The organism is Pseudomonas sp. Pseusp18, from assembly GCF_059506005.1.
Genome location: NZ_CP169240.1, coordinates 6,099,284 through 6,122,753 on the forward strand (window position 1 = coordinate 6,099,284; position 23,470 = coordinate 6,122,753).

Below are 23,470 nucleotides of genomic sequence, written 5' to 3' on the forward strand. Positions count from 1 at the left end.
AAGCCCCCTCGCCACACAGGCTCCCACATCTATGGTGACTACTTGTCAGCGGACTACGCCTTCTTCAATCAGCAACTTGAGAATGGCTTCAGCGCCCGCCTGCGCGGTCACGCCCTTGAGCACTTGCCCGCCGCCGCCACTGGCCTTGGCCGTCGCGGCCTTCATGCGGTCGGCACCGCTCTTGGCCTTGATCACTTTCAAGCGTTTGGGTCGTGGCTTGGCCGGTTGCAGCGTGGCCACAGCCAGCAGTTCATCGTCGACCACTTCCACTTCATCCGCCTGCAACACCCCGCGTCGCGCCGGACCGTAGGCGCTCTGCCGAGGCTTGGGCGCTGCGTTATCCACAGTCGCCAGGAACGGCAGACGCACTTTCAAGCGACGGCGCTGACCGCGAGGCAAGGCCTGCAGCACCAGCGCCGAACCGCCGTCGATGGATTCGACTTGCGCCAAACCCACCACCAGCGGCCAGCCAAGGCTTTCGGCCAGCAGGAACGGCAACATGCCCGAGCCTTCACCGGTTTCCGCCTGGCTACCGGTCAACACCACCTGTGCCCCGGCGTCACGCAAATAAGCGGTCAATGCCGGCAGCGCATCTGCGCCGACCGGTTGTTCCAGCACATGCAACTGTTCCAGGCCCATGCCCAGATAGGCACGTAGCGCCGGTTCCGCAACGTCGCCGGCGTGCAGCACTTGCAGGTTATCCCCAGCCAGTTGCAAACCCAGCTCAACGGCCCGCGCGTCCTGCTCGGCGCGGCGTGGCCGGCCGGAGGTCGGGTGGGCGCCGATGGACACCAGGCTGATGATTTTCGTGCTCATAACCCTTTCCTTCCCTTAAGCCGCATCGCGCTTGGCGTCGTTGCGGTAAGCCTCTACCGCATCGATCAAGGCTTGAAGAATCTCGGCGCTCTCGCCGATCACCGACAGGTCGGCCCGTTTGATCATGTCGCAACCCGGATCGAGGTTGATCGCCACCACCTTGTCACAGGCACCGATGCCTTGCAGGTGCTGGATCGCCCCGGAAATCCCCACCGCCACGTAAACCCGCGCGGTGACCCAGGTGCCGGACGCGCCAACCTGACGGTCGCGCGCCATGAAACCATCGTCCACCGCCACCCGCGACGCACCTTCGGTCGCGCCCAACGCTTCGGCCGTCCTGTGGAAAAGTCCCCAGTCCTTGACCCCGTTGCCGCCCGAGAAGATGAACTCGGCTTCGGCCATCGGAATCGCCGCCGGGTCCACCGCCACCGCGCCCAGATCTTCGATCCGCGACAGGCTGCGAGCGACCGCTGTGGATAACTCCACCGGCAACGCTTCGTGACGGGTTTCGCTGACCGGTTCGGCGCATTCGGCAGCCGCCAGAATCAAGCGTGCCACCGGCCGCGCAAGGTCCTGCAAACCGGCACCGGCACGGCCGATGCACTCTTGATCCTTGACCTGCCAGACCCGTGTGGCCGGACGTTCGCCCAGTGCGGCAGCAAAGCGTCGACCCAGTTCGCCGCCACCGCTGCGGCTGTCCGGCAGCAACCAGTGACGCGGGCTGAACTGGTTATCCACAGCCCGCAGGCCCTGCACGCGTTGTTCCGGTGCATATCCGCTGAATTCGTCGCCTTCCAGTACCAGCAAGCGGTCAACGCCAGCCGTGGCGAAGGCATTTTCCTTGTGCTCACCGAAGACCACCGCCAGTACCGCGCCGTCCTTGCCGGCCAATTGATGGGCCAGGCCGAGCAAATCGCGGTCGTGGCTGCTCAAGCGCCCGCCGACCATGTCTGGCACCACGCTGATGTAGAACGCCGGTGCAGGCACTTGATGCAGCGGCAATTGCACTTCAACCGCGGCCGAGCGTTTAGTCGCCCCGCCCTGCTGAGCGCCACTGCGGTCGATCCGTTTGATCCCGTTGGGACCGATAAAACCGATCCCGTGAGGATTCTTGCGAATGACGCCGTTAGGCCCCATCCAGCTGTGTTGCGCCGGTTGCATGGCCGCGTGCAGCGGGTGCAGACGGTTGCGGGCGATCCATTCAGCGCGAGGGTCGCGGCGGATAATGTCGCTCATCAATGCACCTCCGCAGGTTCACGTTTGGCCGGTGCCGAAGGCTTTCCCGGCGCGGCGTCTTCAAGCAGCGCATCAGCAACCAGTTCGGCGATGTCCTTGATCAACGGCCGTGGTTCGACCACGCCTTCAAGCATCGCGGTGCACTGTGGACAACCCACGGCCACCAGTTCGGCGCCGGTTTCGCGGATGTCTTCCATGCGCATGTCAGGGATCCGTTGCTTGCCCGGAATGTCGGTGATCGGCGCACCGCCACCGCCGCCGCAGCAGCGCGAACGGAAACCGGAACGTTGCATTTCCTTGATCTCGATGCCCAGGGCGCGCAGCACTTCGCGTGGCGCCTCGTATTCGCCGTTGTAGCGGCCGAGGTAGCACGGGTCGTGATAAGTCACGCTGCTGCCTTTGTGCTGACCGAGATTCAGAGCGCCTTCGCCAATGATCTCCGCCATGTAAGTGCTGTGGTGCTGCACGAGGTAGTTGCCATCGAAAGCGCCGTATTCGTTTTTCAGCACATGGAAGCTGTGCGGGTCGCAGGTGACGATGCGGTTGAAGCGGTATTTGGCCAGGGTCTGGATGTTGCGTTTGGCCAACAGCTGGAACGTCGCCTCGTCGCCCAGACGCCGGGCCACGTCACCGCTGTCGCGCTCTTCAAGGCCCAGCACTGCGAAGTCGACCTTGGCCGCTTTCAGCACTTTGACGAAGGCACGCAGGGTGCGCTGGTTGCGCATGTCGAAGGCACCGTCGCCGACCCAGAACAGCACGTCGGTGGTTTTCTTTTCGCTGAGCAGGTTCAGGTTCAGATCCGCCGCCCAGTTCATCCGCCCGCCCGGCGCGAAGCCGCCAGGGTTGTCGGTGGCGATCAGGTTTTCCAGGACCTCGGCGCCCTTGTTCGGGGTCGCGCCTTTTTCCAGGGTCAGATGGCGGCGCATGTCGACGATGGCATCGACGTGCTCGATCATCATCGGGCACTCCTCGACGCAGGCGCGGCAGGTGGTGCAGGACCACAGGGTTTCAGCGTCCACCAGACCGTTGACGATCGGTTGATGCGGATTACCGGCGTGCTCACCGATCGGCTTGCCTGGGTAAGGGCTGCCGGCAAACTTGGCATCCGTACCACCGGCCAGGCCGACGACCATGTCCTGAATCAGTTTTTTCGGGTTCAGCGGCTGGCCGGCGGCGAACGCCGGGCACGCAGCTTCACATTTACCGCACTGCACGCAGGCGTCGAAGCCGAGCAGTTGGTTCCAGGTGAAATCCTTGGGTTTTTCCACGCCCAGTGGCGCGGTCGGGTCGTTCAGATCCAGCGGCTTCAAGCCGGTGGAGCGACCGCCGCCGAAACGTTCTGAGCGACGGTGCCAGGCCAGGTGCAGGGCACCGGCGAAGGCGTGCTTCATCGGCCCGCCCCAGGTCATGCCGAAGAACAGTTCCGACACGCCCCACAGCACACCGACGCCGAGAATCGCCGCCAGCACCCAGCCACCGAAGTTTTCCGGAAGGATGCCCGCCACCGGCAGGGTCAACAGGAAGAACGACGCCGAGAACGCCAGCAGGCTTTTCGGCAGGCGCATCCACGGACCTTTGGACAACCGGGCCGGCGGATTGCGGCGGCGCAGGAAGACAAAGATCGCACCGACGAACATCACTGCCGTCATCAACAGCAGTGCATAACCGAGGATGCGGTTATGCAGGCCGAAACCGTGAACCAGAATCGCCAGCACAATGGACGCCACCGCACCACCGGCCGTGGCGACGTGAGTATTGGCGATGTATTTGTCCCGCGCGACGACGTGGTGCAAATCGACCATGTAACGCTTGGGCATGGCGAACAGACCGCCGATCAGGTCGACTTTCGAAGCCCGGCCCTGACGCCACATAGCCACCCGCCGCAACGCGCCCAGGACAGCCAGGCCCAGGGCAGCAAACAACAGGATTGGAAGAAGGGTGTTCAACATGGTGGAGCTCCCAAAGACCTCGGGGTCATGTGCGTGCCGATGAGAGCGACGCACCTACTTGTGGCGAGGGAGCTTGCTCCCGCTGGAGTGCGAAGCGCTCCCAAAACAGTCTCAGGTGTACACCTGATACACCTCGACTGCAGGTTTTGGGGCTGCTTCGCAGCCCAGCGGGAGCAAGCTCCCTCGCCACAGGTGATGGTGGTAAATCCGTTAGAAATCCTTGCACAACCGCAGCGCGTCGTAGATCGCCGCGTGGGTGTTGCGCTGGGCTACGCAGTCACCGATGCGGAACAGCAAGTAGCCGTCGCCCGCCTGGCTCAGCGAAGGTTGTGGCTTGATCGCGAACAGGGCTTCAATGTCCATCTGGCCTTTGTTGCGCGAGCCTTCCTTCAGTGCGTAGTAGATTTCTTCGTCCGGACGCACGCCGTTCTCGACGACAACCTGGTCCACTACCCGCTCCTCTTTGGCGCCGGTGTATTCGTTTTCCAGCACCGCCACCAGCTTGTCGCCTTCGCGGTAGACCTTTTCCAGCATCATGTCGCCGGTCATGATCACTTCTTTCGGGTACATGCTGCGGTAGTAAGTCGGGAACGACGTACCGCCGATGGCCACGCCCGGCTTGATGTCGTCAGTGACGATCTCGACCTGGCTGCCCTTGTCGGCAAGGAAGTCGGCAACCGACATCCCGGTGAACTCGCAAATGGTGTCGTAGACCAGCACGTTCTTGCCCGGCGCAACCTTGCCGTCGAGCACGTCCCAACTGCTGACCACCAGGCCTTCAGCCGCGCCCCAGTGCTCGTTCTGCTCCAGGAATGGATGGCCGCCAACGGCGAGCACCACTACATCCGGACGCAGGTCGAGAATGGTCGCCGCATCCGCCGCCACGCCCAGGCGCAGGTCGACTTTCAAACGCGCCAGTTCCAGCTGGAACCAACGGGTGATACCGGCGATCTGGTCCCGTTGCGGGGCTTTCGAGGCGGTGGTGATCTGCCCGCCGATGAATTCTTTCTTCTCGAACAGGGTCACGTCGTGGCCACGTTCGGCGGCTACACGAGCGGCTTCCATCCCCGCAGGGCCGGCACCGACCACCACGACTTTGCGTTTCGGCCCGGTGGATTTCTCGATGATGTGCGGCACGCCCATGTATTCACGGGAGGTCGCGGCGTTCTGGATGCACAAGACGTCCAGACCCTGGTACTGACGGTCGATGCAGTAGTTGGCACCCACGCACTGTTTGATCTGGTCGACCTGGCCCATCTTGATCTTGGCGATCAGGTGCGGGTCGGCGATGTGAGCGCGAGTCATGCCGACCATGTCGACGTAACCGCCTTCCAGAATACGGGTTGCCTGGTTCGGGTCCTTGATGTTCTGCGCGTGCAGCACAGGAGCCTTCACCACTTCCTTGATACCGGCGGCCAGGTGCAGGAACGGCTCCGGTGGATAACTCATGTTCGGAATAACGTTGGCCAGGGTGTTGTGAGTGTCGCAACCCGAGCCCACGACACCGATGAAGTCGATCATGCCGGTGTCGTCGTAGTACTTGGCGATCTGCTTCATGTCCTCATGGCTCAGGCCATCAGGGTGGAATTCGTCACCACAGATACGGATACCAACGCAGAAGTCCGGACCGACTTCCTTGCGCACAGCCTTGATCACTTCCAGGCCGAAACGCATGCGGTTCTCGAAGCTGCCGCCCCATTCGTCGGTACGCTTGTTGACTCGCGGGCTCCAGAACTGGTCGATCATGTGCTGGTGCACGGCAGACAGCTCGACGCCATCCAGGCCACCGGCCTTGGCACGCGCAGCGGCGCTGGCGTAGTTGCCGATCACCCGCCAGATTTCTTCCGGCTCGATGGTTTTGCAGGTCGCGCGGTGCACCGGCTCGCGGATGCCCGACGGCGACAGCAGGGTTGGCCAATGCTCACCGTCCCAGCGCGAGCGGCGACCCATGTGGGTAATCTGGATCATGATCTTGGCGCCATGCTTGTGCATGGCATCGGCCAGATTCTGGAAGTGCGGAATAATCCGGTCGTCGGCCAGGTTGACCGACTTCCACCAGCCTTGCGGGCTGTCGATGGCCACGCTGGAGGAACCGCCGCAAATCGCCAGGCCGATCCCGCCCTTGGCTTTCTCTTCGTAATACTTGACGTACCGATCGGTGGTCATGCCGCCGTCGGTGGCGTAGACCTCAGCATGCGCGGTGCTGAGCACGCGGTTGCGGATGGTCAGTTTGCCGATCTGGATCGGCTGGAACATTGCTTCGAAAGCCATGGCGGGTTCCTCGACTTACAACGGCTTGACGGTGAACAAACCGTCGTCGTGGCCTTCTTCGGAGCCACCGTAAACTTGTTCGGCGACGGTGCGGATCTTGCTGCCGCGAGCGGCCAGGATCTGGTCCATGGCGCCGGCGAACCAGCCAGTGAACATGTAGTCGACCTTGCGTCCGACCTTGCCGTACACGTAGACGAATGCGGAGTGTTCGAGCTTGACGCTGGCGGTGCCTTTGTCGAGGTCGATGTCCTGGATCTTGAACAGGCCCCAACCGCGCTGCGACAGGCGCTTCATGTAGTGCTCGAACACCGCGACGCCTTCCAGGCCGTGGCATTCGGCTTCTTTTTCACACCAGTGCCAGGCGGACTTGTAGCCGGCCTTGTAGAGGATTTCGGCGTAGGCGTCGGCGCCCAGCACTTCCTCGATGCCCATGTGGTTGTTGACGAAGAAGTGACGCGGCACATACAGCATCGGCAGGGCATCAGAGGTCCAGATACCGGTTTCGCTGTCGACTTCGATTGGCAATTGCGGGGCGATCTTGGCCATGGAAACTTAACTCCAGAAAATTTGTTGTATTGCCCCCGGCACGGACGGCCGGGGGAAAGGATTCTTCAGGTGCGGCGGCTTATTCGCCCCAAACGTCTTTCAAAACGTTGACCCAGTTTTCGCCCATGATCTTGCGCACCACGCGCTCGGAATGGCCGCGCTTGAGCAGGGTTTCGGTCAGGTTCGGGAACTCGCCCACGGTGCGGATGCCCAGCGGGTTGATGATCTTGCCGAAGCTGGTCAGACGGCGGGCGTAGCCCTTGTCATGGGTCAGGTATTCGAAGAAGTCCTGGCCATGGCCCTGGGTGAAGTCGGTGCCGATGCCGATGGCGTCTTCGCCGACGATGTTCATGGTGTACTCGATGGCTTCGGCGTAATCGTCGATGGTCGAATCGATACCCTTGGCCAGGAACGGCGCGAACATGGTCACGCCGACGAAACCGCCGTGATCGGCGATGAACTTCAGTTCTTCATCGGACTTGTTGCGCGGGTGCACTTTCAGGCCCGACGGCAGGCAATGGGAGTAGCAGACCGGCTTCTTGGATTCGAGGATGACTTCTTCGGAGGTCTTCGAGCCGACGTGGGACAGGTCGCACATGACACCGACGCGGTTCATCTCGGCAACGATTTCACGACCGAAACCCGACAGGCCGCCATCGCGTTCATAGCAACCGGTACCGACCAGGTTCTGGGTGTTGTAGCACATCTGCACAATACCGACGCCCAGTTGCTTGAAGACTTCGACATAGCCGATCTGGTCTTCGAAGGCGTGAGCGTTCTGGAAGCCGAACAGGATGCCGGTCTTGCCCTGCTCCTTGGCTTTGCGGATGTCGGCGGTGGTACGCACCGGGATCACCAGGTCGCTGTTCTCGCGAATCAGCTTCTGGCTGGCAGCGATGTTGTTGACGGTGGCCTGGAAGCCCTCCCACACCGACACGGTGCAGTTGGCCGCGGTCAGACCGCCCTTGCGCATGTCTTCGAACAGCTCACGGTTCCACTTGGCAATAATCAGGCCGTCGATAACGATGCTGTCGGCGTGTAATTCGGCTGGGCTCATCAGGCAGTCCCCTATTAGCGATTCATGCGCCGAATCGTGTGCCGGCGCTTTGGGGCCAGCATATGCCTGAGGGACGGTGCAGCCGGGTGCAAAAACGACAGGGGAATTGCCGAAAGCGTCAATCCGCGACAAAGGGTCGCCAACCGACGTGATTGCCTACCTGTTCAAGCCCGTTCGCATGGGCCAGAATTCGTCGCATCACCAAATGTTTCACTGAATTAAGGGCGGCGACGCAATGAAATCCATCTTCCTGGCTTTGGCACTGATAGCGACCGGCGTACAGGCGGCCGAAGAGGCCGACGACAACCCCTGCGACGCCGTCGCAAACGAAGTCCAGACCCTGGAGTGCTCGGCTTACAGCAGAAACACCGCCGAACAGCTGCTGAGCGACAACTACCAAAACCTGAGCGAACGCATGCAAACGCGCTACGGCAGTAACAAGGCGCAACTGGCCGACATCACCGCCAAAATCAAGACCGCGCAACAGCAGTGGCTGAAAACCCGGGATGCCGATTGCGCGGTGGAAGCGTTTCCGGCGACGAGCGGCAGCAAGGCATTCAATATTGCGCAAAACGATTGCGTGGCGCGGATGAGTGACGAGCGGTCGGAGTTTTTGGAGTCGATTGGGCAGGAGTGATCCTGAATCGTCCGTCGAAAGCTGGTAGCCCTACCAGCTTTTACCCCCCAATAAAGACCTTTCCCACAAGCCTCACTGAGCAAGACTACAACTCCCCGCCGAGCAAGGCTTAACACAGCTTTTTCGAGCAACATGCTGACAAATTTCATTTGTTGGCCACCTGAAAAATATAAGTAAAGATTCGCAAATCTTATAAAAGACTTATATTCTTCCATGAACAGCATTCACTGGACTCGAAAGGCCGTTAAGCAGCTCTTGAAATTGCATTCCGTTCATCAGATCCAGGTTAGGGATGCCATCACGGCGCTAACTGACATGCCTGACGTAGGCAACGTCAAAGCACTGGTTGGCCATGACTATGCCTATCGACTGCGAGTCGGTAGTTATCGGATCATGTTCGACTGGGATGGCGCGATCAAAGTGGTCAGTATCCAAGAGGTCAAAAAACGCGATGAACGCACCTACTGACATTCAAATTATCAATGATGCGGAGGGAAAACCGGCATTCGTGGTCATTCCGTACGCACAGTATGTGGCACAAAAGATCGAGCCCGATCTGATCCCCCATGAAGTGGTCAGTCGCATCGTCGACGGCGCGACACCGATTCGCGCCTGGCGTGAACACCTGAACCTTACGCAGGATGAAGTGGCCAAACGTATGGGCATCTCCCAACCAGCCTTTGCCCAGCAGGAAACTGTCGCCAAGCCCCGCAAGGCCACGCGTGAGAAAATCGCCGCGGCTTTTGGCATCACCGCCAATCAACTAGAGCTGTAAGCTGAACGCCAGCATCAGGAAAAGGGATTCAAATGAAAATCTGCGGTATCGAAATCAAAGGCAGCGAAGCAATCCTTGCCGTGGCCTCCCTCGACGATCAGGGGCTGACCCACGTCGCGCTGGCCACCAAGAAAATCGCCCTCGACGATGACGACGAAGCCGCCAACGTCAAAGTCTTTGCCGCTCAGGCCGCATCGTTTATTCGTGAGAATTCAATCGACCGGATCGCGATCAAGAAGCGCAGCAAGAAAGGCGAGTTCGCCGGCGGGCCGACCACGTTCAAGATCGAAGGGGTTTTCCAGTTGCTGGAAAATTGCGAGGTGACGCTGCTGTCGCCGCAGACGATCAATGCGCAGAACAAGAAGTTCGACTTTGAACTGCCGGCCACGCTGAACAAGTATCAGCATGAGGCTTACAAAGCGGCCTGCTCGGCACTGATGAAGAAGTAAAAACGACACATCTCCTGTAGGAGCGAGGCTTGCCCGCGAAGGCGTCGTGTCAGACAACAATGATTTCGAATGTGCCGGCCTCTTCGCGGGCAAGCCTCGCTCCTACAGGAGGTCGGTATCAGGCCTTCTGGCTTTGCCGGCGATCCTCCCGCGGGCACCGCTCAAACCTCGCCCGATAACTGCGGGTGAAATACGACGGCGATTCAAACCCGCAGGCGATACTCACCTCCAACACACTCATGTCCGTCTGGCGCAGCAGCTGCCGCGCCTTCTCCAGCCGCAGGCGCAAGTAGAAATTGCTCGGTGTGTCGTTCAGGTGCAGGCGAAACAAGCGCTCTAGTTGACGTCGGGTCACTTTGATCGATTCCGCCAGCTCCAAAGTGCTGAGCGGCGGTTCGCTGTGCTGTTCCATCTCCCCAATGACATGCACCAGTTTCTTGTTGCTGATGCCATATCGCGTGGCGACTTCCATGCGTTGGTGGTCTTTGCGCGGGCGGATGCGCCCGAGTACGAATTGTTCGCTGACCTGAATCGCCAGTTGCGGCCCGTGGGCCTGGGCGATGAGGTCGAGCATCAGGTCGATGGACGCGGTGCCGCCCGCCGAGGTGATGCGCCGGCGATCGATCTCGAACAGCTCCTGGGTGACGCTCAGCTGTGGATAGGATTCCTTGAAGGCGTCGATGGCTTCCCAGTGCAGAGTCAGGCGGTGACCGTCGAGAAGGCCGGCTTCGGCGAGGATGAAGCTGCCGGTGTCGATGGCGCCTAGCGTCACGCCTTCGTTGTCCAGACGACGTAACCAGTGTTCCAGGGCCGGGGTGGCGAACTTCAGCGGTTCGAAACCGGCGACTACCAACAAGGTTGCGCCTTTCTTCAGCGGCTCCAGCGCCGCATCGGCGTTGACCGACATGCCATTACTGGCCAGAACCGCCCCGCCATCGGCGCTCAACACATGCCAGCGGTACAACTCGCCGCGAAAGCGATTGGCGACCCGCAGCGGCTCGATTGCCGAGATAAAACCGATCGCCGAAAAACCCGGCATCAACAAGAAGTAGAAATCCTGGGACATGGAGCGCACTCGACTGGCAGGTAACGAGAGGGCGGGAAGCGTGTGGACGTTGATACGCCACTTGCCGGTGGCATTCAAGTGCGCAGGTCGCCGCAGTGCAAGAGCTGGTCGCCGCAGTGCGTTTTCACGGGGGCTTTGCTGCGTAACTTGGGCATCACCGGCGCATCAGACACCGGAACCCACAATAAACGACCTGCCGAGGAACCCCGACATGAAACGACTGATCAGCAGCTGTGTTCTTGCACTCAGCGGTACTGCTTTCTTGAGCGCCAGTGTCATGGCAGCCGAACCCGCGTCGTGCCAGAACGTGCGCATGGGCGTAGTGAACTGGACCGACGTGATCGCCACCAGCGCCATGACCCAGGTCCTGCTCGACGGCCTCGGCTACAGCACCAAACAAACCAGCGCCTCCCAGCAAATCGTCTTTGCCGGCATTCGCGACCAGCGCCTGGATTTGTTCCTGGGCTACTGGAACCCGCTGATGACGCAGACCATCACGCCGTTTGTCGATGCCAAGCAGGTCAAAGTGCTTGAAGCGCCAAGCCTCAAGGACGCCCGCGCCACCCTCGCAGTACCGACTTACCTTGCCGACAAGGGCCTGAAAACCTTCGCCGACATCGCCAAGTTTGAAAAAGAACTGGGCGGCAAGATTTACGGCATCGAACCTGGCTCGGGCGCCAACACCCAGATCAAGGCGATGATCGCCAAGAACCAGTTCGGCCTCGGCAAGTTCCAACTGGTCGAGTCCAGCGAAGCCGGCATGCTGGCGGCAGTGGATCGTGCGGTACGCCGCAAGGAAGCCGTGGTGTTCTTCGGCTGGGCGCCGCACCCGATGAACGTCAACGTGAAGATGACCTACCTCACCGGCAGCGACGACGCCCTCGGCCCGAACGAAGGCATGGCCACGGTCTGGACCGTCACTTCGCCGAGCTACGCGCAGCAATGCCCGAACGTCGGTCGCCTGCTGAGCAACCTGACGTTCACCGCCGAAGACGAGAGCCGGATGATGCAGCCGCTGCTGGATCACAAGGACGCTTTCGAATCGGCCAAACAGTGGCTCAAGGATCACCCGCAAGACAAGCAACGCTGGCTCGAAGGCGTGACCACTTTCGATGGCAAGCCGGCCGCTGAAAACCTGAAGCTGACCAGCAAATAGAACCGAAATGAACCACCGATTCGCAGCCCGATGCGGGCTGCGAGCGGGATCGCCACGCCCAAGCTCCGCCAAAAACTCAAGCCTGAAGGAAACCGCCTCATGAACCACGACGTCATCATCACCTGCGCACTCACCGGTGCTGGCGACACGACCGCCAAGAGCCCACACGTGCCGGTCACCCCGAAACAAATCGCTGCAGCCGCCGTGGAAGCCGCCAAGGCGGGCGCTACCGTGGTCCACTGCCACGTTCGCGACCCACAAACCGGCAAGTTCAGCCGTGACGTGGCGCTGTACCGCGAAGTGATGGAGCGCATCCGCGAGGCGGACGTCGACATCATCGTCAACCTCACTGCCGGCATGGGCGGCGATCTGGAAATCGGCGCGGGCGAGAACCCGATGGAATTCGGCCCGAACACCGATCTGGTCGGCCCACTGACCCGTCTGGCCCACGTTGAAGAATTGCTGCCGGAAATCTGCACCCTGGATTGCGGCACCCTGAACTTCGGCGACGGCGACACCATTTACGTGTCCACCCCTGCCCAGCTGCGTGCTGGCGCCAAACGCATTCAAGAGCTGGGCGTTAAGCCTGAGCTGGAAATTTTCGACACCGGTCACCTGTGGTTCGCCAAGCAGATGATCAAGGAAGGTCTGCTGGATAACCCGTTGTTCCAGCTGTGCCTGGGCATCCCATGGGGCGCGCCGGCTGATACCACCACCATGAAAGCCATGGTCGACAACCTGCCGGCCGACGCGGTCTGGGCCGCGTTCGGCATCGGTCGCATGCAGATGCCAATGGCCGCACAGGCCGTGCTGCTCGGTGGCAACGTGCGGGTCGGTCTGGAAGACAACCTGTGGCTGGACAAGGGCGTACTGGCGACCAACGGCCAACTGGTCGAACGCGCCTCGGAAATCCTCAGCCGCCTCGGCGCCCGCGTTCTGACCCCGGCAGAAGGCCGCAAGAAAATGGGCCTGACCAAGCGCGGCTGACCCCAAATCACCCTTTCCCCCTGTGGGAGCGAGTTTGTGTGGCGAGGGGGCTTGTCGGACCGCCGCACCGCCCCGTTCGGCTGCGAAGCAGTCGTAAAACATTGCATGCAGTGTGGCTGATGCACCGCGGCAACAGGTTTTGGGGCCGCTTCGCGACCCAACGGGGGCAAGCCCCCTCGCCACACAGGCTCGCTCCCACATTTTTTTTGAACCCAATTCAGGAAGTCGCCATGAGCTTTATCACTGATATCAAAACCTTCGCAGCACTGGGCAGCGGTGTCATCGGCAGCGGCTGGGTGTCCCGCGCCCTCGCCCACGGCCTCGATGTGGTGGCCTGGGATCCGGCGCCCGGTGCCGAAGCGGCGCTGCGCAAACGCGTCGCCAATGCCTGGGGCGCGCTGGAGAAACAAGGCCTGGCACCCGGCGCATCGCAGGATCGGCTGCGCTTTGTCGCCACCATCGAGGAATGTGTTCGCGACGCGGATTTCATTCAGGAAAGCGCCCCCGAGCGTCTGGACCTGAAACTGGAACTGCACAGCAAAATCAGCGCGGCGGCCAAGCCCAATGCATTGATCGGTTCCAGCACCTCGGGACTGTTGCCGAGCGAGTTTTACGAGAGTTCGACGCACCCGGAACGCTGCGTGGTCGGGCACCCGTTCAACCCGGTTTATCTGCTGCCATTGGTGGAAGTGGTCGGCGGCAAGAACACCGCGCCAGAAGCGGTGCAAGCGGCGATGAAAGTCTATGAATCCCTGGGGATGCGCCCGCTGCATGTGCGCAAGGAAGTACCGGGATTTATCGCCGACCGTTTGCTCGAAGCCTTGTGGCGTGAGGCGCTGCACCTGGTCAACGACGGCGTGGCGACCACCGGTGAAATCGACGATGCGATTCGTTTTGGCGCAGGCCTGCGCTGGTCGTTCATGGGCACCTTCCTGACCTACACCCTGGCCGGTGGCGATGCCGGGATGCGGCACTTCATGGCGCAGTTCGGGCCAGCGTTGCAGTTGCCGTGGACGTACCTGCCGGCACCGGAGCTGACCGACAAGTTGATTGACGATGTGGTGGATGGCACCAGCGATCAGTTGGGCAAACACAGCATCTCGGCACTGGAACGCTATCGTGACGATTGCTTGCTGGCGGTGCTGGAGGCGGTGAAAACCACCAAAGAGAAGCATGGGATGGCCTTCAGCGAATAAACACACACCCTGTGGCGAGGGAGCTTGCTCCCGCTCGGCCGCGAAGCGGTCGTAAAACCAGCAAACGCGATTCGACTGATACCTCGCATCCACCGGTTTTGGGACTGCTTCGCAGTCCAGCGGGAGCAAGCTCCCTCGCCACACATGTGTACACCAGCGATTATCTGTGGAGTTCCACCATGCCCACCCTCACCACCTACCAAACCAGAATCATCCCCGACTGGGTCGACTACAACGGCCATCTGCGCGATGCCTTCTACCTGCTGATTTTCAGCTACGCCACTGACGCGTTGATGGATCGGCTAGGTATGGACAGCAACAACCGCGAGGCCAGCGGCCACTCGCTGTTTACCCTCGAATTGCACCTCAATTACCTGCACGAAGTGAAACTCGATGCAGACGTCGAAGTGCATACGCAGATCATCGGCCACGACCGCAAGCGCCTGCACCTCTACCACAGCCTGCATCTGGTGGGCGGTGACAAGGAGCTGGCGGGAAATGAACAAATGCTGCTGCACGTCGACCTCGCCGGGCCGCGATCCGCACCGTTCAGCGAAGAAACCTTGAGCAAGCTGCAGGCCATTGTCGCCGAACAGGCCGACTTGCCCGCACCCGCCTGGATCGGCCGAGTGATCGCATTACCCCCAGAGAAATAACAAGGAGCCCAACCATGAACACCGCCGCCGCTTTTGCCGATTTCCGCACCTATCCGTTGATCAGCGCGTTGACCGCCGTGCACACCCTGGCGGACCGAATTCAAGTGAAGTGGGCGGACGGTCGGGTCAGCCCTTTTCATCATCAATGGCTGCGGGACAACTGCCCGTGCCCACTGTGCGTCTACACGGTGACCCGTGAGCAAGTGCTGGAAATCGTCGATGTCGCAGAGCACCTGATGCCTGAAAACGCCACGGTCGATGCCGAAGGTTGTCTGTGCGTCGATTGGCAGGACGGTCACCTCAGCCGCTTCGATCCGGGCTGGCTGCGGGCCCATGCCTATGACGATGAATCTCGCGCCGAACGCCAGGCCGGAAAACCGAAAGCCAGGCTTTGGCACAGCGATTTGCAGCTGCCGGTATTCGAATACCAGGCCCTGATGGAGAACAACGACGCCTTGTTGCAATGGCTGCTGGCCGTGCGCGATATCGGCCTGACTCAAGTGCGCGGCGTCCCCACCGAGCCGGGCTCGCTGAAGCTGATCGCCCAGCGGATTTCGTTCATCCGCGAGAGCAATTTCGGCGTGCTGTTCAACGTGCAATCCAAGGCCGATGCCGACAGCAATGCCTATACCGCCTTCAACCTGCCACTGCACAGCGATTTGCCGACCCGGGAGTTGCAACCGGGGCTGCAATTTCTGCATTGCCTGGTGAATGACGCCGACGGTGGCGAAAGTATTTTCGTCGACGGTTTTGCCATCGCCCAAGCCTTGCGTCAGGAAGATCCAGAGGCGTTTCAAGCCTTGTGTGAAATCCCCGTGGAGTTCCGCAACAAGGACCGCCACAGCGACTACCGCTGCCTGGCGCCGATCATCGCGCTGGATGCGTTCGGGCAAGTGTCGGAAATCCGCATGGCGAACTTTCTGCGTGGGCCATTCGATGCTTCAGTGGAGCAGATGCCCAGGCTGTATCGCGCTTACCGGCGTTTCATTGCGATGACCCGCGAGGCGCGTTTCCGGGTGATGACACGGCTCAACCCCGGCGAGTTGTGGTGCTTCGACAACCGCCGCACCCTTCACGCCCGCAACGCCTTCGACCCCGCCACCGGTGCACGGCATTTCCAGGGTTGTTATGTCGACCGGGATGAATTGCTGTCGCGCATTCTCGTTTTGCAACGCTAGACCGCGTCATCGTTCATCGCGGGCAAGCCACGCTCCCACAGGTTACTCACGACCCCTGTGGGAGCGTGGCTTGTCGGATCGCCGCACCGCCGCGATGGCGTCCGCACAAACAACACAAATTCTGGATTCGCAGGCAAAAAAAACCCCGATCAAGCCGTGACAAGATCGGAGCTGAGGAGGGTACTGTTGAGGAGCTGATGCGCGAGGGTGACCAAACCTTCGTGAAGCCAGCTGAGTCCAGTGTGCCTACTCCCCTCTTTTGCAAGTTAGCCGAAAGCGACCTGTTCATAGGTATTGCGGCCATTGCGACAAATCGTCCTTGCCGACACCCACAGCCCCTACCAGAATCGAACCACGACACCGTTCCCTGAAGAAGGATTGCGTCATGATGTACGCCGATTTGATAGACCAGGAAGACCTGTTGAGCCAGCTGAAAGCGTTGGGGTTTTCAGTGCCCCCCGGCGCAACCGCCGAGCAAGCCTGCGAATGCGCAGTACGGGGCTTGAACAACGAGCGGGCAATGGAACTGCGAACCATGGTCAAGCAGATGTACACCAGCAGCGCGTCAATCCAGCCGGCCGTGCGTCAGGCCATTGACAAGCAACTGTTACCGGCATTGGCGCAATACCAACAGAGCCATAGCGCCTGATTTCCGGGGTGTGAACACTTTGTGGCGAGGGAGCTTGCTCCCGCTCGAGCGCGAAGCGGTCGCAAAACCGGTACATGTGAATGAAGAATGCATGTACCGGTTTTGGGGCTGCTCCGCAGCCCAGCGGGAGCAAGCTCCCTCGCCACTATAGTTTGCCTGGTTTAGAGCCTTACGCTGGCAAACGTCGATTCATTACGCGCCTGGCTCAACGCCGACAGCGGCCCGGACAACGGCGACAGCACCAAGGCTTGCGGCAGCGGCATCATCGCCACTTGTTGCGTGGTATTGGAGCCTACGCGCTCGTCACGCGGTGGAATGCCGAAGTATTCGCGGTAGCACTTGGAGAAGTGCGGCGTGGACACGAACCCACACACCGACGCCACTTCGATGATCGACATCGGCGTTTGCTTGAGCAGTTGCCGAGCACGGATCAGGCGCAGTTTCAGGTAGTAACGCGACGGCGAACAGTGCAGGTATTTCTGGAACAGCCGCTCCAGCTGACGACGCGAAACGGCGACATAAACCGCCAGTTCATCAAGGTCGATCGGCTCTTCGAGGTTAGCCTCCATCAGCGCCACGATTTCCTGCAGTTTCGGCTGGTTGGTGCCGAGCATGTGCTTGAGCGGCACGCGCTGGTGATCCTGCTCGTTGCGGATACGCTCGTAGACGAACATCTCCGAAATCGCGGCCGACAGTTCACGACCGTGATCACGGCTGATCAGGTGCAGCATCATGTCCAGCGGCGCAGTGCCGCCGGAGCTGGTGAACCGGTTACGGTCGAGGGTGAACAGACGGGTACTCATGGCCACACGCGGGAAAGCTTCCTGCATAGCGGCCAGACATTCCCAGTGCACGCTGCAATCGAAACCGTCCAGCAGGCCGGCGCACGCCAGGGCCCAGCTGCCGGTGCAGACCGCGCCGAGACGACGGGACTGACGCGCCTGGCTTTGCAGCCACGACACATGCTCACGGGTTACGGTGCGCTGAATGCCGATGCCGCCGCAGACAATGACGGTGTCCATGGGTGGTGCTTTGTGCATGGAGGCGTCGGGGGTGATCTGCAGGCCGTCACTGGCCCAGACCTGACCGCCATCGACGGTGAGCGTGGTCCAGCGATACAGCTCGCGGCCGGACAATTGGTTGGCCATGCGCAGGGGTTCTACTGCGGAGGCCAGAGAAATCAGCGTGAAATTGTCCAGCAGCAGAAAGCCGATGGATTGAGGCGCACGGTTCTGGGGTTGGGCCCCGGAGTTGAACGTCGTCATCGCGGTATCTCCTCACACAAAGCGGGTGATGGCCTCAGGCGGAGGCTCTTTTTATTGCCATCGTTCTCGCGTGGGAGACGGGCTTTGTAATGACAGAGCAATTGCCATGCCTAAATTGAATGCGCGTTCAATAACTCCTGAAAACGACGTCGCGATGCGTCTAGATATGGCGCGCAGAGATAAGAGGTTAAAAGTGCCATCAAAGGCCCCAAACCCGTGCCCCTGTTGCGTGTGAGCAAATCGGTAGCACTTGTGGGAACAGGTCTGCGACGCGGCGGTCAAGAGTGTCACCGCTGGCACAGGTGACGAACGGTCAGGGTTTGAATTTGATCCCCGACCGGGGAGCCGGGCTTGCCTGTTTGCGACGCGCCAAAAGGTGGCGCGTTTTAGTGCGCGTGTTCACTTGGTGCGCAGTTTTGACTGGTCTGGTGTAGCACATGAGGTCTTTGTGGAGAGCAGGCTTGCCCCCTCTCCACAGGTCAACTCGGTTTCAGCACTCCACCGCGCTAACCGCCAAGCCACCGCGCGATGTCTCTTTATATTTGTCGTGCATGTCGGCACCGGTATCACGCATGGTACGGATCACCCGGTCCAGCGAGATAAAGTGCTGGCCATCACCGCGCAGCGCCATTTGCGCGGCGTTGATCGCTTTCACCGCGGCAATCGCATTGCGCTCGATGCACGGCACCTGCACCAGCCCGCCCACCGGGTCGCAAGTCAGGCCGAGGTTGTGTTCCAGGCCGATTTCCGCCGCGTTGCACAACTGCTCCGGCGTAGCACCGAGAACCTCCGCCAACCCGGCCGCCGCCATGGCGCAAGCCGAACCGACTTCCCCCTGGCAACCGACTTCGGCACCGGAGATCGAGGCGTTCTTTTTGCACAGAATCCCTACCGCCGCGGCACTGAGGAAGTAATCGACCACATTGGCGTCGGTCACTGCCTCGCTGAATTTCATAAAGTAGTGCAACACCGCCGGAATGATCCCCGCCGCACCGTTGGTCGGTGCCGTGACCATGCGCCCGCCGGCAGCGTTTTCTTCGTTGACCGCCAACGCGAACAGGTTGACCCACTCCATCGCGCTCAAGGTCGAGCCGATCACGTTGGGCTTGTTCAGCTCTTGCAAGCTGCGGTGCAACTTGGCCGCGCGACGGCGCACATTAAGACCGCCGGGCAGGATGCCTTCGTGCTTGAGGCCTTGCTCCACACAATCCTGCATGGCGCGCCAGAGCTTCATCAGGCCGCTGCGGATTTCTTCTTCGCTGCGCCAGACTTTCTCGTTGGCCATCATCAATTCGGCCACGCGCAGGTTGTGCTTCTTGCACAGGCTGAGCAATTCGACGGCACTGGAGAAATCGTAAGGCAGCACGGTGTTATCCAGATCCACCACACCGCTGGAAGCTTGCGCCTCGTCGACGACAAAACCGCCGCCGATGGAATAGTAGGTATCGCGATGCAGCTCGCCGTGATCGCCTTCGGCGACCAGGGTCATGGCGTTCGGATGGAACGGCAGGTTCTCGTCGATCAGGCGCATGTCCCGAGCCCAGATGAACGGGACCGACAAGCGGCCGTCGAGCAATAGCGTGTGGGTTTCACGCAAGGCTTCTATACGGATGCCGATTTGCGACGGATCGATCGCGTCGGGCCACTCGCCCATCAACCCCATGATCACCGCGTTGTCGCTGCCGTGGCCGATGCCGGTGGCCGAGAGCGATCCGTATAGCTGAACTTCGATGCGACACACCTGCTCCAGAAGCCCCCGCTCGCGCAAACCTTGCACGAACAGCGCCGCGGCGCGCATAGGCCCCACGGTGTGCGAACTGGAAGGGCCGATGCCGATTTTGAACAGGTCGAAAACGCTGATAGCCATTACTGCTGAACTCCTGGATGTGCCTGCTCCAGGCGCAAAAGCGCCCAGTGACGGAGCTGCTACTCTCAAGCTGCAATCCGTCGAGATGGCCGCATCATCAGGCTTTTACCATGTCGTTCAACGTCTCACACCGACGCACTCATGCCCACTAGCGCCGCAGGTCTCTTACGCAATGTTTTCGCCGCTTTTTTGCGGATCAGCGGGGCAAATCGGGCTGAAAAAAGCTGTAAACGACGTCACCGACACTGGATGCGACCATCCCTGTACTGGTTACGACGCACCCTGTAGGCGTCAGATTTTCACTGGTACATGATCGTATCGACTCGATTGCAAGGCGCTGTGGTAGAGCTGTCTCCAAAACGCCATCCAACCGCAACAGATAAGTGCGGTGGTCCAGTCGGAACACTGCCAAAAAAAACACTTAGGAGTCGCCCCTATGAAAGGTTCCCCGTCGTTGTTGTTGGCCGCCATGCTGAGTCTGCCGTTCCTGGCTCAAGCCGCAGAGCCGGCCCAATGCAGCACCGTAAACTTCTCCGATGTCGGCTGGACGGACATTACCGCGACCACCGCGACCACCAGCGTTGTGCTCAACGCCCTCGGCTACAAGACCAAGACCACGATGATTTCCGTGCCGGTGACCTACAAGTCCCTGGCCGACGGCAAGAACATGGACGTGTTCCTGGGTAACTGGATGCCGACCATGGAAAACGACATCAAGGCCTATCGGGATGCCGGCACCGTGGAAACCGTGCGCACCAACCTCAAAGGTGCCAAATACACCCTCGCCGTACCACAAGCGCTGTACGACAAAGGGCTGCATGACTTTGCCGACATCGCCAAATTCAAGAAAGAACTCGACGGCAAGATCTACGGTATCGAACCAGGCAACGACGGCAACCGTCTGATCCAGAGCATGATCGACAAAGACGCCTTCGGTCTCAAAACCGCCGGTTTCAAAGTCGTCGAGTCCAGCGAAGCGGGCATGCTGTCGCAAGTCGACCGTGCGCAAAAACGCGACACCGCCGTGGTGTTCCTCGGCTGGGCACCGCACCCGATGAACAAACGTTTCAAGATTCAGTACTTGACCGGTGGCGATGACTTCTTCGGCCCGGATTTCGGTGCTGCCACCGTTGCGACCAACACTCGCAAGGGGTATACCCAAGAGTGCAGCAACGTCGGCCAACTGCTGAAAAACCTGGAGTTCACCGTCGACATGGAGAGTACGCTGATGGGCAACATCCTGGACGACAAGATGAAGCCTGAAGCGGCCGCCAAGGCCTGGCTGAAAAAGAACCCACAGGTGCTCGATACCTGGCTCGCTGGCGTGACCACCATTGACGGTAAACCAGGCCTGGAGGCCGTGAAAGCCAAGCTCGCGCAGTAATCGCTTACGCCGGGCAGGCTCGCCTGCCCGGGCTGTTTATTTCCTTGCATGCGGACGTTCACTACCATGCTGATTGATCAGAAAATACCCTTAGGCCAGTACATCGCGAGCTTCGTTGAATGGTTGACGCAACACGGCGCCAGCACCTTCGACGCCATCGCCGTGTCACTGGAAACGATGATCCACGGCGTGACTTTTGCGCTGACCTGGTTCAACCCGCTGGCATTGATCGGCCTCATCGCGCTACTGGCACATTTCATCCAACGCAAATGGGGCCTGACCGTTTTCGTCATCGCCTCCTTCCTGCTGATCCTCAATCTGGGGTACTGGCAGGAAACCATGGAAACCCTCGCCCAGGTGTTGTTCGCCACCCTGGTCTGCGTGGTGATCGGCGTGCCGTTGGGCATCGTCGCCGCGCACAAACCGATGTTCTACACAATGATGCGGCCGGTGCTCGATCTGATGCAGACCGTACCGACGTTCGTGTACCTCATTCCTACCCTGACCCTCTTCGGTCTGGGTGTGGTCCCGGGTCTGATCTCGACGGTGGTGTTCGCGATTGCCGCGCCCATCCGCCTGACCTACCTGGGCATCCGCGATGTTCCGGACGAACTGATGGACGCCGGCAAAGCCTTCGGCTGTTCCCGCCGTCAGTTGCTCTCGCGCATCGAACTGCCCCACGCCATGCCAAGCATCGCGGCCGGTATCACCCAGTGCATCATGCTGTCGTTGTCGATGGTGGTGATTGCGGCACTGGTGGGCGCCGACGGCCTGGGCAAACCCGTGGTCAACGCACTGAACACTGCTGATATCGCACTGGGCTTCGAAGCAGGCCTGGCGATCGTACTGCTGGCGATCATGCTCGACCGTATCTGCAAACAACCCGAAGCCAAAGTAGGGGGTGACGCATGAGCATTATTCGCTTCGAAGACGTGGACGTGATCTTCTCCAAAGATCCACGCGCGGCTCTCAAACTGCTCGACCAGGGCATGACCCGCAACGAGATTCTGAAAAAGACCGGGCAAATCGTCGGTGTCGAAAAGGCCAGCCTGGACATCGAAAAAGGTGAAATCTGTGTGCTGATGGGTTTGTCCGGCTCCGGCAAATCCAGCCTGTTGCGCTGCATCAACGGCCTCAACACCGTTAGCCGTGGCAAGTTGTTCGTCGAACACGAAGGCCGGCAGATCGACATCGCGTCCTGCACCCCGGCGGAACTGAAGATGATGCGCACCAAGCGCATCGCGATGGTGTTCCAGAAGTTCGCCCTGATGCCCTGGCTGACAGTGCGCGAGAACATCAGCTTCGGTCTGGAAATGCAGGGTCGCCCCGAGAAAGAACGCCGCAAACTGGTGGACGAGAAGCTTGAGCTGGTGGGCCTGACCCAGTGGCGCAACAAGAAACCCAATGAGCTCTCCGGCGGCATGCAGCAGCGTGTCGGCCTGGCCCGCGCGCTGGCGATGGACGCCGACATCCTGCTGATGGACGAGCCGTTCTCGGCCCTCGACCCGCTGATTCGCCAAGGCCTGCAAGACGAACTGCTGGAACTGCAAAACAAGCTGAGCAAGACCATCGTCTTCGTGAGCCACGACCTCGATGAAGCCCTGAAGCTGGGCAGCCGTATCGCGATCATGAAAGACGGCCGGATCATCCAGTACAGCGTGCCGGAAGAAATCGTCCTGAACCCTGCGGACGATTACGTGCGCACCTTCGTCGCCCACACCAATCCGCTGAACGTATTGTGTGGTCGCAGCCTGATGCGCACCCTGGACAACTGCAAACGCATCAACGGTTCGGTGTGCCTGGATCCGGGCGGCGATTCTTGGCTGGACCTGGCCGAAGGCAACACCATCAAAGGCGCACGCCAGAACGGCTCGAGCCTGGACCTGCAGAACTGGATACCGGGGCAAGCGGTTGAAGCCCTGGGTCGTCGACCAACGCTGGTGGACTCCAACATCGGTATGCGCGACGCGCTGCAGATTCGTTACCAGACCGGCAACAAGCTGGTGCTGCACGACAACAACAAAGTGGTCGGGATCCTGGGCGACAGCGAGCTGTACCACGCGCTGCTCGGCAAGAACCTGGGGTAAGCAAGACAGCAGACACGAAAACGCCGCGAGATGATCGCGGCGTTTTTGTTTGTGCAGATATTCAGCTGTAAACGCGGACTACTGTGGCGAGGGGGCTTGCCCCCGTTGGGTCGCGGAGCAACCCCACACCCCGACACCCCGACACCCCGACACCACGGTCATTCAGACTGAGCATGCTATCCGGATTTGCGACTGCTGCGCAGTCGAGCGGGAGCAAGCTCCCTCGCCACAATCGATCAGCGA

The 23,470-nt window shown here is 60.4% G+C and carries 22 protein-coding genes; 13 read left to right on the forward strand and 9 right to left on the reverse strand.

Annotated features, from left to right (window positions below; all coding sequences use genetic code 11):
• Nucleotides 1-45: 45 nt before the first annotated feature.
• The 6 genes from etfB to ACEN9A_RS27555 all read right to left on the reverse strand — a co-directional run bounded on the left by etfB (nucleotide 46) and on the right by ACEN9A_RS27555 (nucleotide 7,875).
• Nucleotides 46-816, reverse strand: a complete 771-nt coding sequence (etfB, locus tag ACEN9A_RS27530) for an electron transfer flavoprotein subunit beta (RefSeq protein WP_007938007.1) — start codon at nucleotides 814-816, stop codon at nucleotides 46-48.
• Between the two features lie 15 nt (nucleotides 817-831).
• The gene (gene etfA / locus ACEN9A_RS27535) at nucleotides 832-2,052 is read right to left on the reverse strand and encodes an electron transfer flavoprotein subunit alpha (protein WP_019650282.1); all 1,221 of its coding nucleotides are present in this window, start codon (nucleotides 2,050-2,052) and stop codon (nucleotides 832-834) included.
• Complete coding sequence (gene dgcB, locus ACEN9A_RS27540; RefSeq protein ID WP_258671393.1) at nucleotides 2,052-4,001, reverse strand: dimethylglycine demethylation protein DgcB; 1,950 nt, start codon at nucleotides 3,999-4,001, stop codon at nucleotides 2,052-2,054. Before dgcB ends, etfA begins: the two co-directional genes overlap by 1 nt.
• Before the next feature lie 210 nt (nucleotides 4,002-4,211).
• On the reverse strand, nucleotides 4,212-6,272 hold the full coding sequence (gene dgcA, locus ACEN9A_RS27545) for a dimethylglycine demethylation protein DgcA (protein ID WP_019580673.1): 2,061 nt from the start codon (nucleotides 6,270-6,272) through the stop codon (nucleotides 4,212-4,214).
• Nucleotides 6,273-6,287: 15 nt separating this feature from the next.
• Entirely contained in the window at nucleotides 6,288-6,818 is a 531-nt protein-coding gene (locus ACEN9A_RS27550) for a DUF5943 domain-containing protein (RefSeq protein ID WP_052967365.1), read from the reverse strand.
• A 79-nt stretch (nucleotides 6,819-6,897) separates the two neighbouring features.
• Nucleotides 6,898-7,875 carry a dipeptidase gene (locus ACEN9A_RS27555; protein WP_007907542.1) on the reverse strand — a complete coding sequence of 326 codons (978 nt, stop codon included), beginning with the start codon at nucleotides 7,873-7,875 and terminating at the stop codon, nucleotides 6,898-6,900.
• 235 nt (nucleotides 7,876-8,110) lie between these two features.
• On the opposite strand from ACEN9A_RS27555, the gene ACEN9A_RS27560 reads away from it, so the two are divergent.
• The 4 genes from ACEN9A_RS27560 (at nucleotide 8,111) to ACEN9A_RS27575 (ending at nucleotide 9,736) form a co-directional block, all read left to right on the forward strand.
• Nucleotides 8,111-8,512, forward strand: a complete 402-nt coding sequence (locus ACEN9A_RS27560; protein WP_258671396.1) for a lysozyme inhibitor LprI family protein — start codon at nucleotides 8,111-8,113, stop codon at nucleotides 8,510-8,512.
• A gap of 213 nt (nucleotides 8,513-8,725) precedes the next feature.
• The gene (locus ACEN9A_RS27565) at nucleotides 8,726-8,980 is read left to right on the forward strand and encodes a type II toxin-antitoxin system RelE family toxin (RefSeq protein WP_019650280.1); all 255 of its coding nucleotides are present in this window, start codon (nucleotides 8,726-8,728) and stop codon (nucleotides 8,978-8,980) included.
• Nucleotides 8,964-9,287, forward strand: coding sequence for a helix-turn-helix domain-containing protein (locus ACEN9A_RS27570; RefSeq protein ID WP_019650279.1), 324 nt, complete (start codon nucleotides 8,964-8,966; stop codon nucleotides 9,285-9,287). Before ACEN9A_RS27565 ends, ACEN9A_RS27570 begins: the two co-directional genes overlap by 17 nt.
• Before the next feature lie 32 nt (nucleotides 9,288-9,319).
• On the forward strand, nucleotides 9,320-9,736 hold the full coding sequence (locus ACEN9A_RS27575; RefSeq protein WP_258671398.1) for a DUF3010 family protein: 417 nt from the start codon (nucleotides 9,320-9,322) through the stop codon (nucleotides 9,734-9,736).
• 118 nt (nucleotides 9,737-9,854) lie between these two features.
• Here the strand turns inward: ACEN9A_RS27575 and ACEN9A_RS27580 are convergent, their stop codons facing one another.
• Nucleotides 9,855-10,802 (reverse strand): GlxA family transcriptional regulator, encoded by a 948-nt coding sequence (locus tag ACEN9A_RS27580; RefSeq protein ID WP_258671399.1) that lies wholly within the window; start codon nucleotides 10,800-10,802, stop codon nucleotides 9,855-9,857.
• Nucleotides 10,803-11,013: 211 nt separating this feature from the next.
• Here ACEN9A_RS27580 and ACEN9A_RS27585 point away from each other — a divergent pair, with 211 nt between their 5' ends.
• The 6 genes from ACEN9A_RS27585 (at nucleotide 11,014) to ACEN9A_RS27610 (ending at nucleotide 16,624) form a co-directional block, all read left to right on the forward strand.
• Nucleotides 11,014-11,958, forward strand: coding sequence for a choline ABC transporter substrate-binding protein (locus ACEN9A_RS27585; RefSeq protein ID WP_258671400.1), 945 nt, complete (start codon nucleotides 11,014-11,016; stop codon nucleotides 11,956-11,958).
• Nucleotides 11,959-12,057: 99 nt separating this feature from the next.
• Nucleotides 12,058-12,945 carry a 3-dehydrocarnitine:acetyl-CoA trimethylamine transferase CdhC gene (gene cdhC / locus ACEN9A_RS27590; protein ID WP_007937987.1) on the forward strand — a complete coding sequence of 296 codons (888 nt, stop codon included), beginning with the start codon at nucleotides 12,058-12,060 and terminating at the stop codon, nucleotides 12,943-12,945.
• Between the two features lie 230 nt (nucleotides 12,946-13,175).
• Entirely contained in the window at nucleotides 13,176-14,141 is a 966-nt protein-coding gene (locus ACEN9A_RS27595; RefSeq protein ID WP_258671402.1) for an L-carnitine dehydrogenase, read from the forward strand.
• Nucleotides 14,142-14,320: 179 nt separating this feature from the next.
• A complete protein-coding gene (locus ACEN9A_RS27600; RefSeq protein WP_019650275.1) occupies nucleotides 14,321-14,797 on the forward strand; it encodes a thioesterase family protein in 477 nt (158 codons plus the stop codon).
• 14 nt (nucleotides 14,798-14,811) lie between these two features.
• Entirely contained in the window at nucleotides 14,812-15,975 is a 1,164-nt protein-coding gene (locus tag ACEN9A_RS27605; protein ID WP_258671404.1) for a gamma-butyrobetaine dioxygenase, read from the forward strand.
• A gap of 385 nt (nucleotides 15,976-16,360) precedes the next feature.
• Nucleotides 16,361-16,624 carry a hypothetical protein gene (locus ACEN9A_RS27610; RefSeq protein WP_019580667.1) on the forward strand — a complete coding sequence of 88 codons (264 nt, stop codon included), beginning with the start codon at nucleotides 16,361-16,363 and terminating at the stop codon, nucleotides 16,622-16,624.
• Nucleotides 16,625-16,785: 161 nt separating this feature from the next.
• Here the strand turns inward: ACEN9A_RS27610 and gbdR are convergent, their stop codons facing one another.
• Both gbdR and ACEN9A_RS27620 read right to left on the reverse strand, forming a co-directional pair.
• Complete coding sequence (gbdR, locus tag ACEN9A_RS27615) at nucleotides 16,786-17,889, reverse strand: choline metabolism transcriptional regulator GbdR (RefSeq protein WP_007975492.1); 1,104 nt, start codon at nucleotides 17,887-17,889, stop codon at nucleotides 16,786-16,788.
• A gap of 490 nt (nucleotides 17,890-18,379) precedes the next feature.
• Complete coding sequence (locus ACEN9A_RS27620; protein WP_018928774.1) at nucleotides 18,380-19,756, reverse strand: L-serine ammonia-lyase; 1,377 nt, start codon at nucleotides 19,754-19,756, stop codon at nucleotides 18,380-18,382.
• Nucleotides 19,757-20,192: 436 nt separating this feature from the next.
• On the opposite strand from ACEN9A_RS27620, the gene ACEN9A_RS27625 reads away from it, so the two are divergent.
• From ACEN9A_RS27625 to choV, 3 genes are all read left to right on the forward strand, one after another.
• Nucleotides 20,193-21,140: a choline ABC transporter substrate-binding protein gene (locus ACEN9A_RS27625; RefSeq protein ID WP_018928773.1), complete on the forward strand. Its 948-nt coding sequence runs from the start codon at nucleotides 20,193-20,195 to the stop codon at nucleotides 21,138-21,140.
• 66 nt (nucleotides 21,141-21,206) lie between these two features.
• Complete coding sequence (gene choW, locus ACEN9A_RS27630; protein ID WP_007937964.1) at nucleotides 21,207-22,052, forward strand: choline ABC transporter permease subunit; 846 nt, start codon at nucleotides 21,207-21,209, stop codon at nucleotides 22,050-22,052.
• Nucleotides 22,049-23,227: a choline ABC transporter ATP-binding protein gene (gene choV, locus ACEN9A_RS27635; protein WP_007937962.1), complete on the forward strand. Its 1,179-nt coding sequence runs from the start codon at nucleotides 22,049-22,051 to the stop codon at nucleotides 23,225-23,227. Before choW ends, choV begins: the two co-directional genes overlap by 4 nt.
• Nucleotides 23,228-23,470: the final 243 nt, after the last annotated feature.

Coding starts and splice junctions, on each gene's coding strand:
- etfB (WP_007938007.1), bottom strand. CDS start 816: ATGAGCACGAAAATCATCAGCCTGGTGTCCATCGGCGCCCACCCGACC.
- etfA (WP_019650282.1), bottom strand. CDS start 2,052: ATGAGCGACATTATCCGCCGCGACCCTCGCGCTGAATGGATCGCCCGC.
- dgcB (WP_258671393.1), bottom strand. CDS start 4,001: ATGTTGAACACCCTTCTTCCAATCCTGTTGTTTGCTGCCCTGGGCCTG.
- dgcA (WP_019580673.1), bottom strand. CDS start 6,272: ATGGCTTTCGAAGCAATGTTCCAGCCGATCCAGATCGGCAAACTGACC.
- ACEN9A_RS27550 (WP_052967365.1), bottom strand. CDS start 6,818: ATGGCCAAGATCGCCCCGCAATTGCCAATCGAAGTCGACAGCGAAACC.
- ACEN9A_RS27555 (WP_007907542.1), bottom strand. CDS start 7,875: ATGAGCCCAGCCGAATTACACGCCGACAGCATCGTTATCGACGGCCTG.
- ACEN9A_RS27560 (WP_258671396.1), top strand. CDS start 8,111: ATGAAATCCATCTTCCTGGCTTTGGCACTGATAGCGACCGGCGTACAG.
- ACEN9A_RS27565 (WP_019650280.1), top strand. CDS start 8,726: ATGAACAGCATTCACTGGACTCGAAAGGCCGTTAAGCAGCTCTTGAAA.
- ACEN9A_RS27570 (WP_019650279.1), top strand. CDS start 8,964: ATGAACGCACCTACTGACATTCAAATTATCAATGATGCGGAGGGAAAA.
- ACEN9A_RS27575 (WP_258671398.1), top strand. CDS start 9,320: ATGAAAATCTGCGGTATCGAAATCAAAGGCAGCGAAGCAATCCTTGCC.
- ACEN9A_RS27580 (WP_258671399.1), bottom strand. CDS start 10,802: ATGTCCCAGGATTTCTACTTCTTGTTGATGCCGGGTTTTTCGGCGATC.
- ACEN9A_RS27585 (WP_258671400.1), top strand. CDS start 11,014: ATGAAACGACTGATCAGCAGCTGTGTTCTTGCACTCAGCGGTACTGCT.
- cdhC (WP_007937987.1), top strand. CDS start 12,058: ATGAACCACGACGTCATCATCACCTGCGCACTCACCGGTGCTGGCGAC.
- ACEN9A_RS27595 (WP_258671402.1), top strand. CDS start 13,176: ATGAGCTTTATCACTGATATCAAAACCTTCGCAGCACTGGGCAGCGGT.
- ACEN9A_RS27600 (WP_019650275.1), top strand. CDS start 14,321: ATGCCCACCCTCACCACCTACCAAACCAGAATCATCCCCGACTGGGTC.
- ACEN9A_RS27605 (WP_258671404.1), top strand. CDS start 14,812: ATGAACACCGCCGCCGCTTTTGCCGATTTCCGCACCTATCCGTTGATC.
- ACEN9A_RS27610 (WP_019580667.1), top strand. CDS start 16,361: ATGATGTACGCCGATTTGATAGACCAGGAAGACCTGTTGAGCCAGCTG.
- gbdR (WP_007975492.1), bottom strand. CDS start 17,889: ATGACGACGTTCAACTCCGGGGCCCAACCCCAGAACCGTGCGCCTCAA.
- ACEN9A_RS27620 (WP_018928774.1), bottom strand. CDS start 19,756: ATGGCTATCAGCGTTTTCGACCTGTTCAAAATCGGCATCGGCCCTTCC.
- ACEN9A_RS27625 (WP_018928773.1), top strand. CDS start 20,193: ATGAAAGGTTCCCCGTCGTTGTTGTTGGCCGCCATGCTGAGTCTGCCG.
- choW (WP_007937964.1), top strand. CDS start 21,207: ATGCTGATTGATCAGAAAATACCCTTAGGCCAGTACATCGCGAGCTTC.
- choV (WP_007937962.1), top strand. CDS start 22,049: ATGAGCATTATTCGCTTCGAAGACGTGGACGTGATCTTCTCCAAAGAT.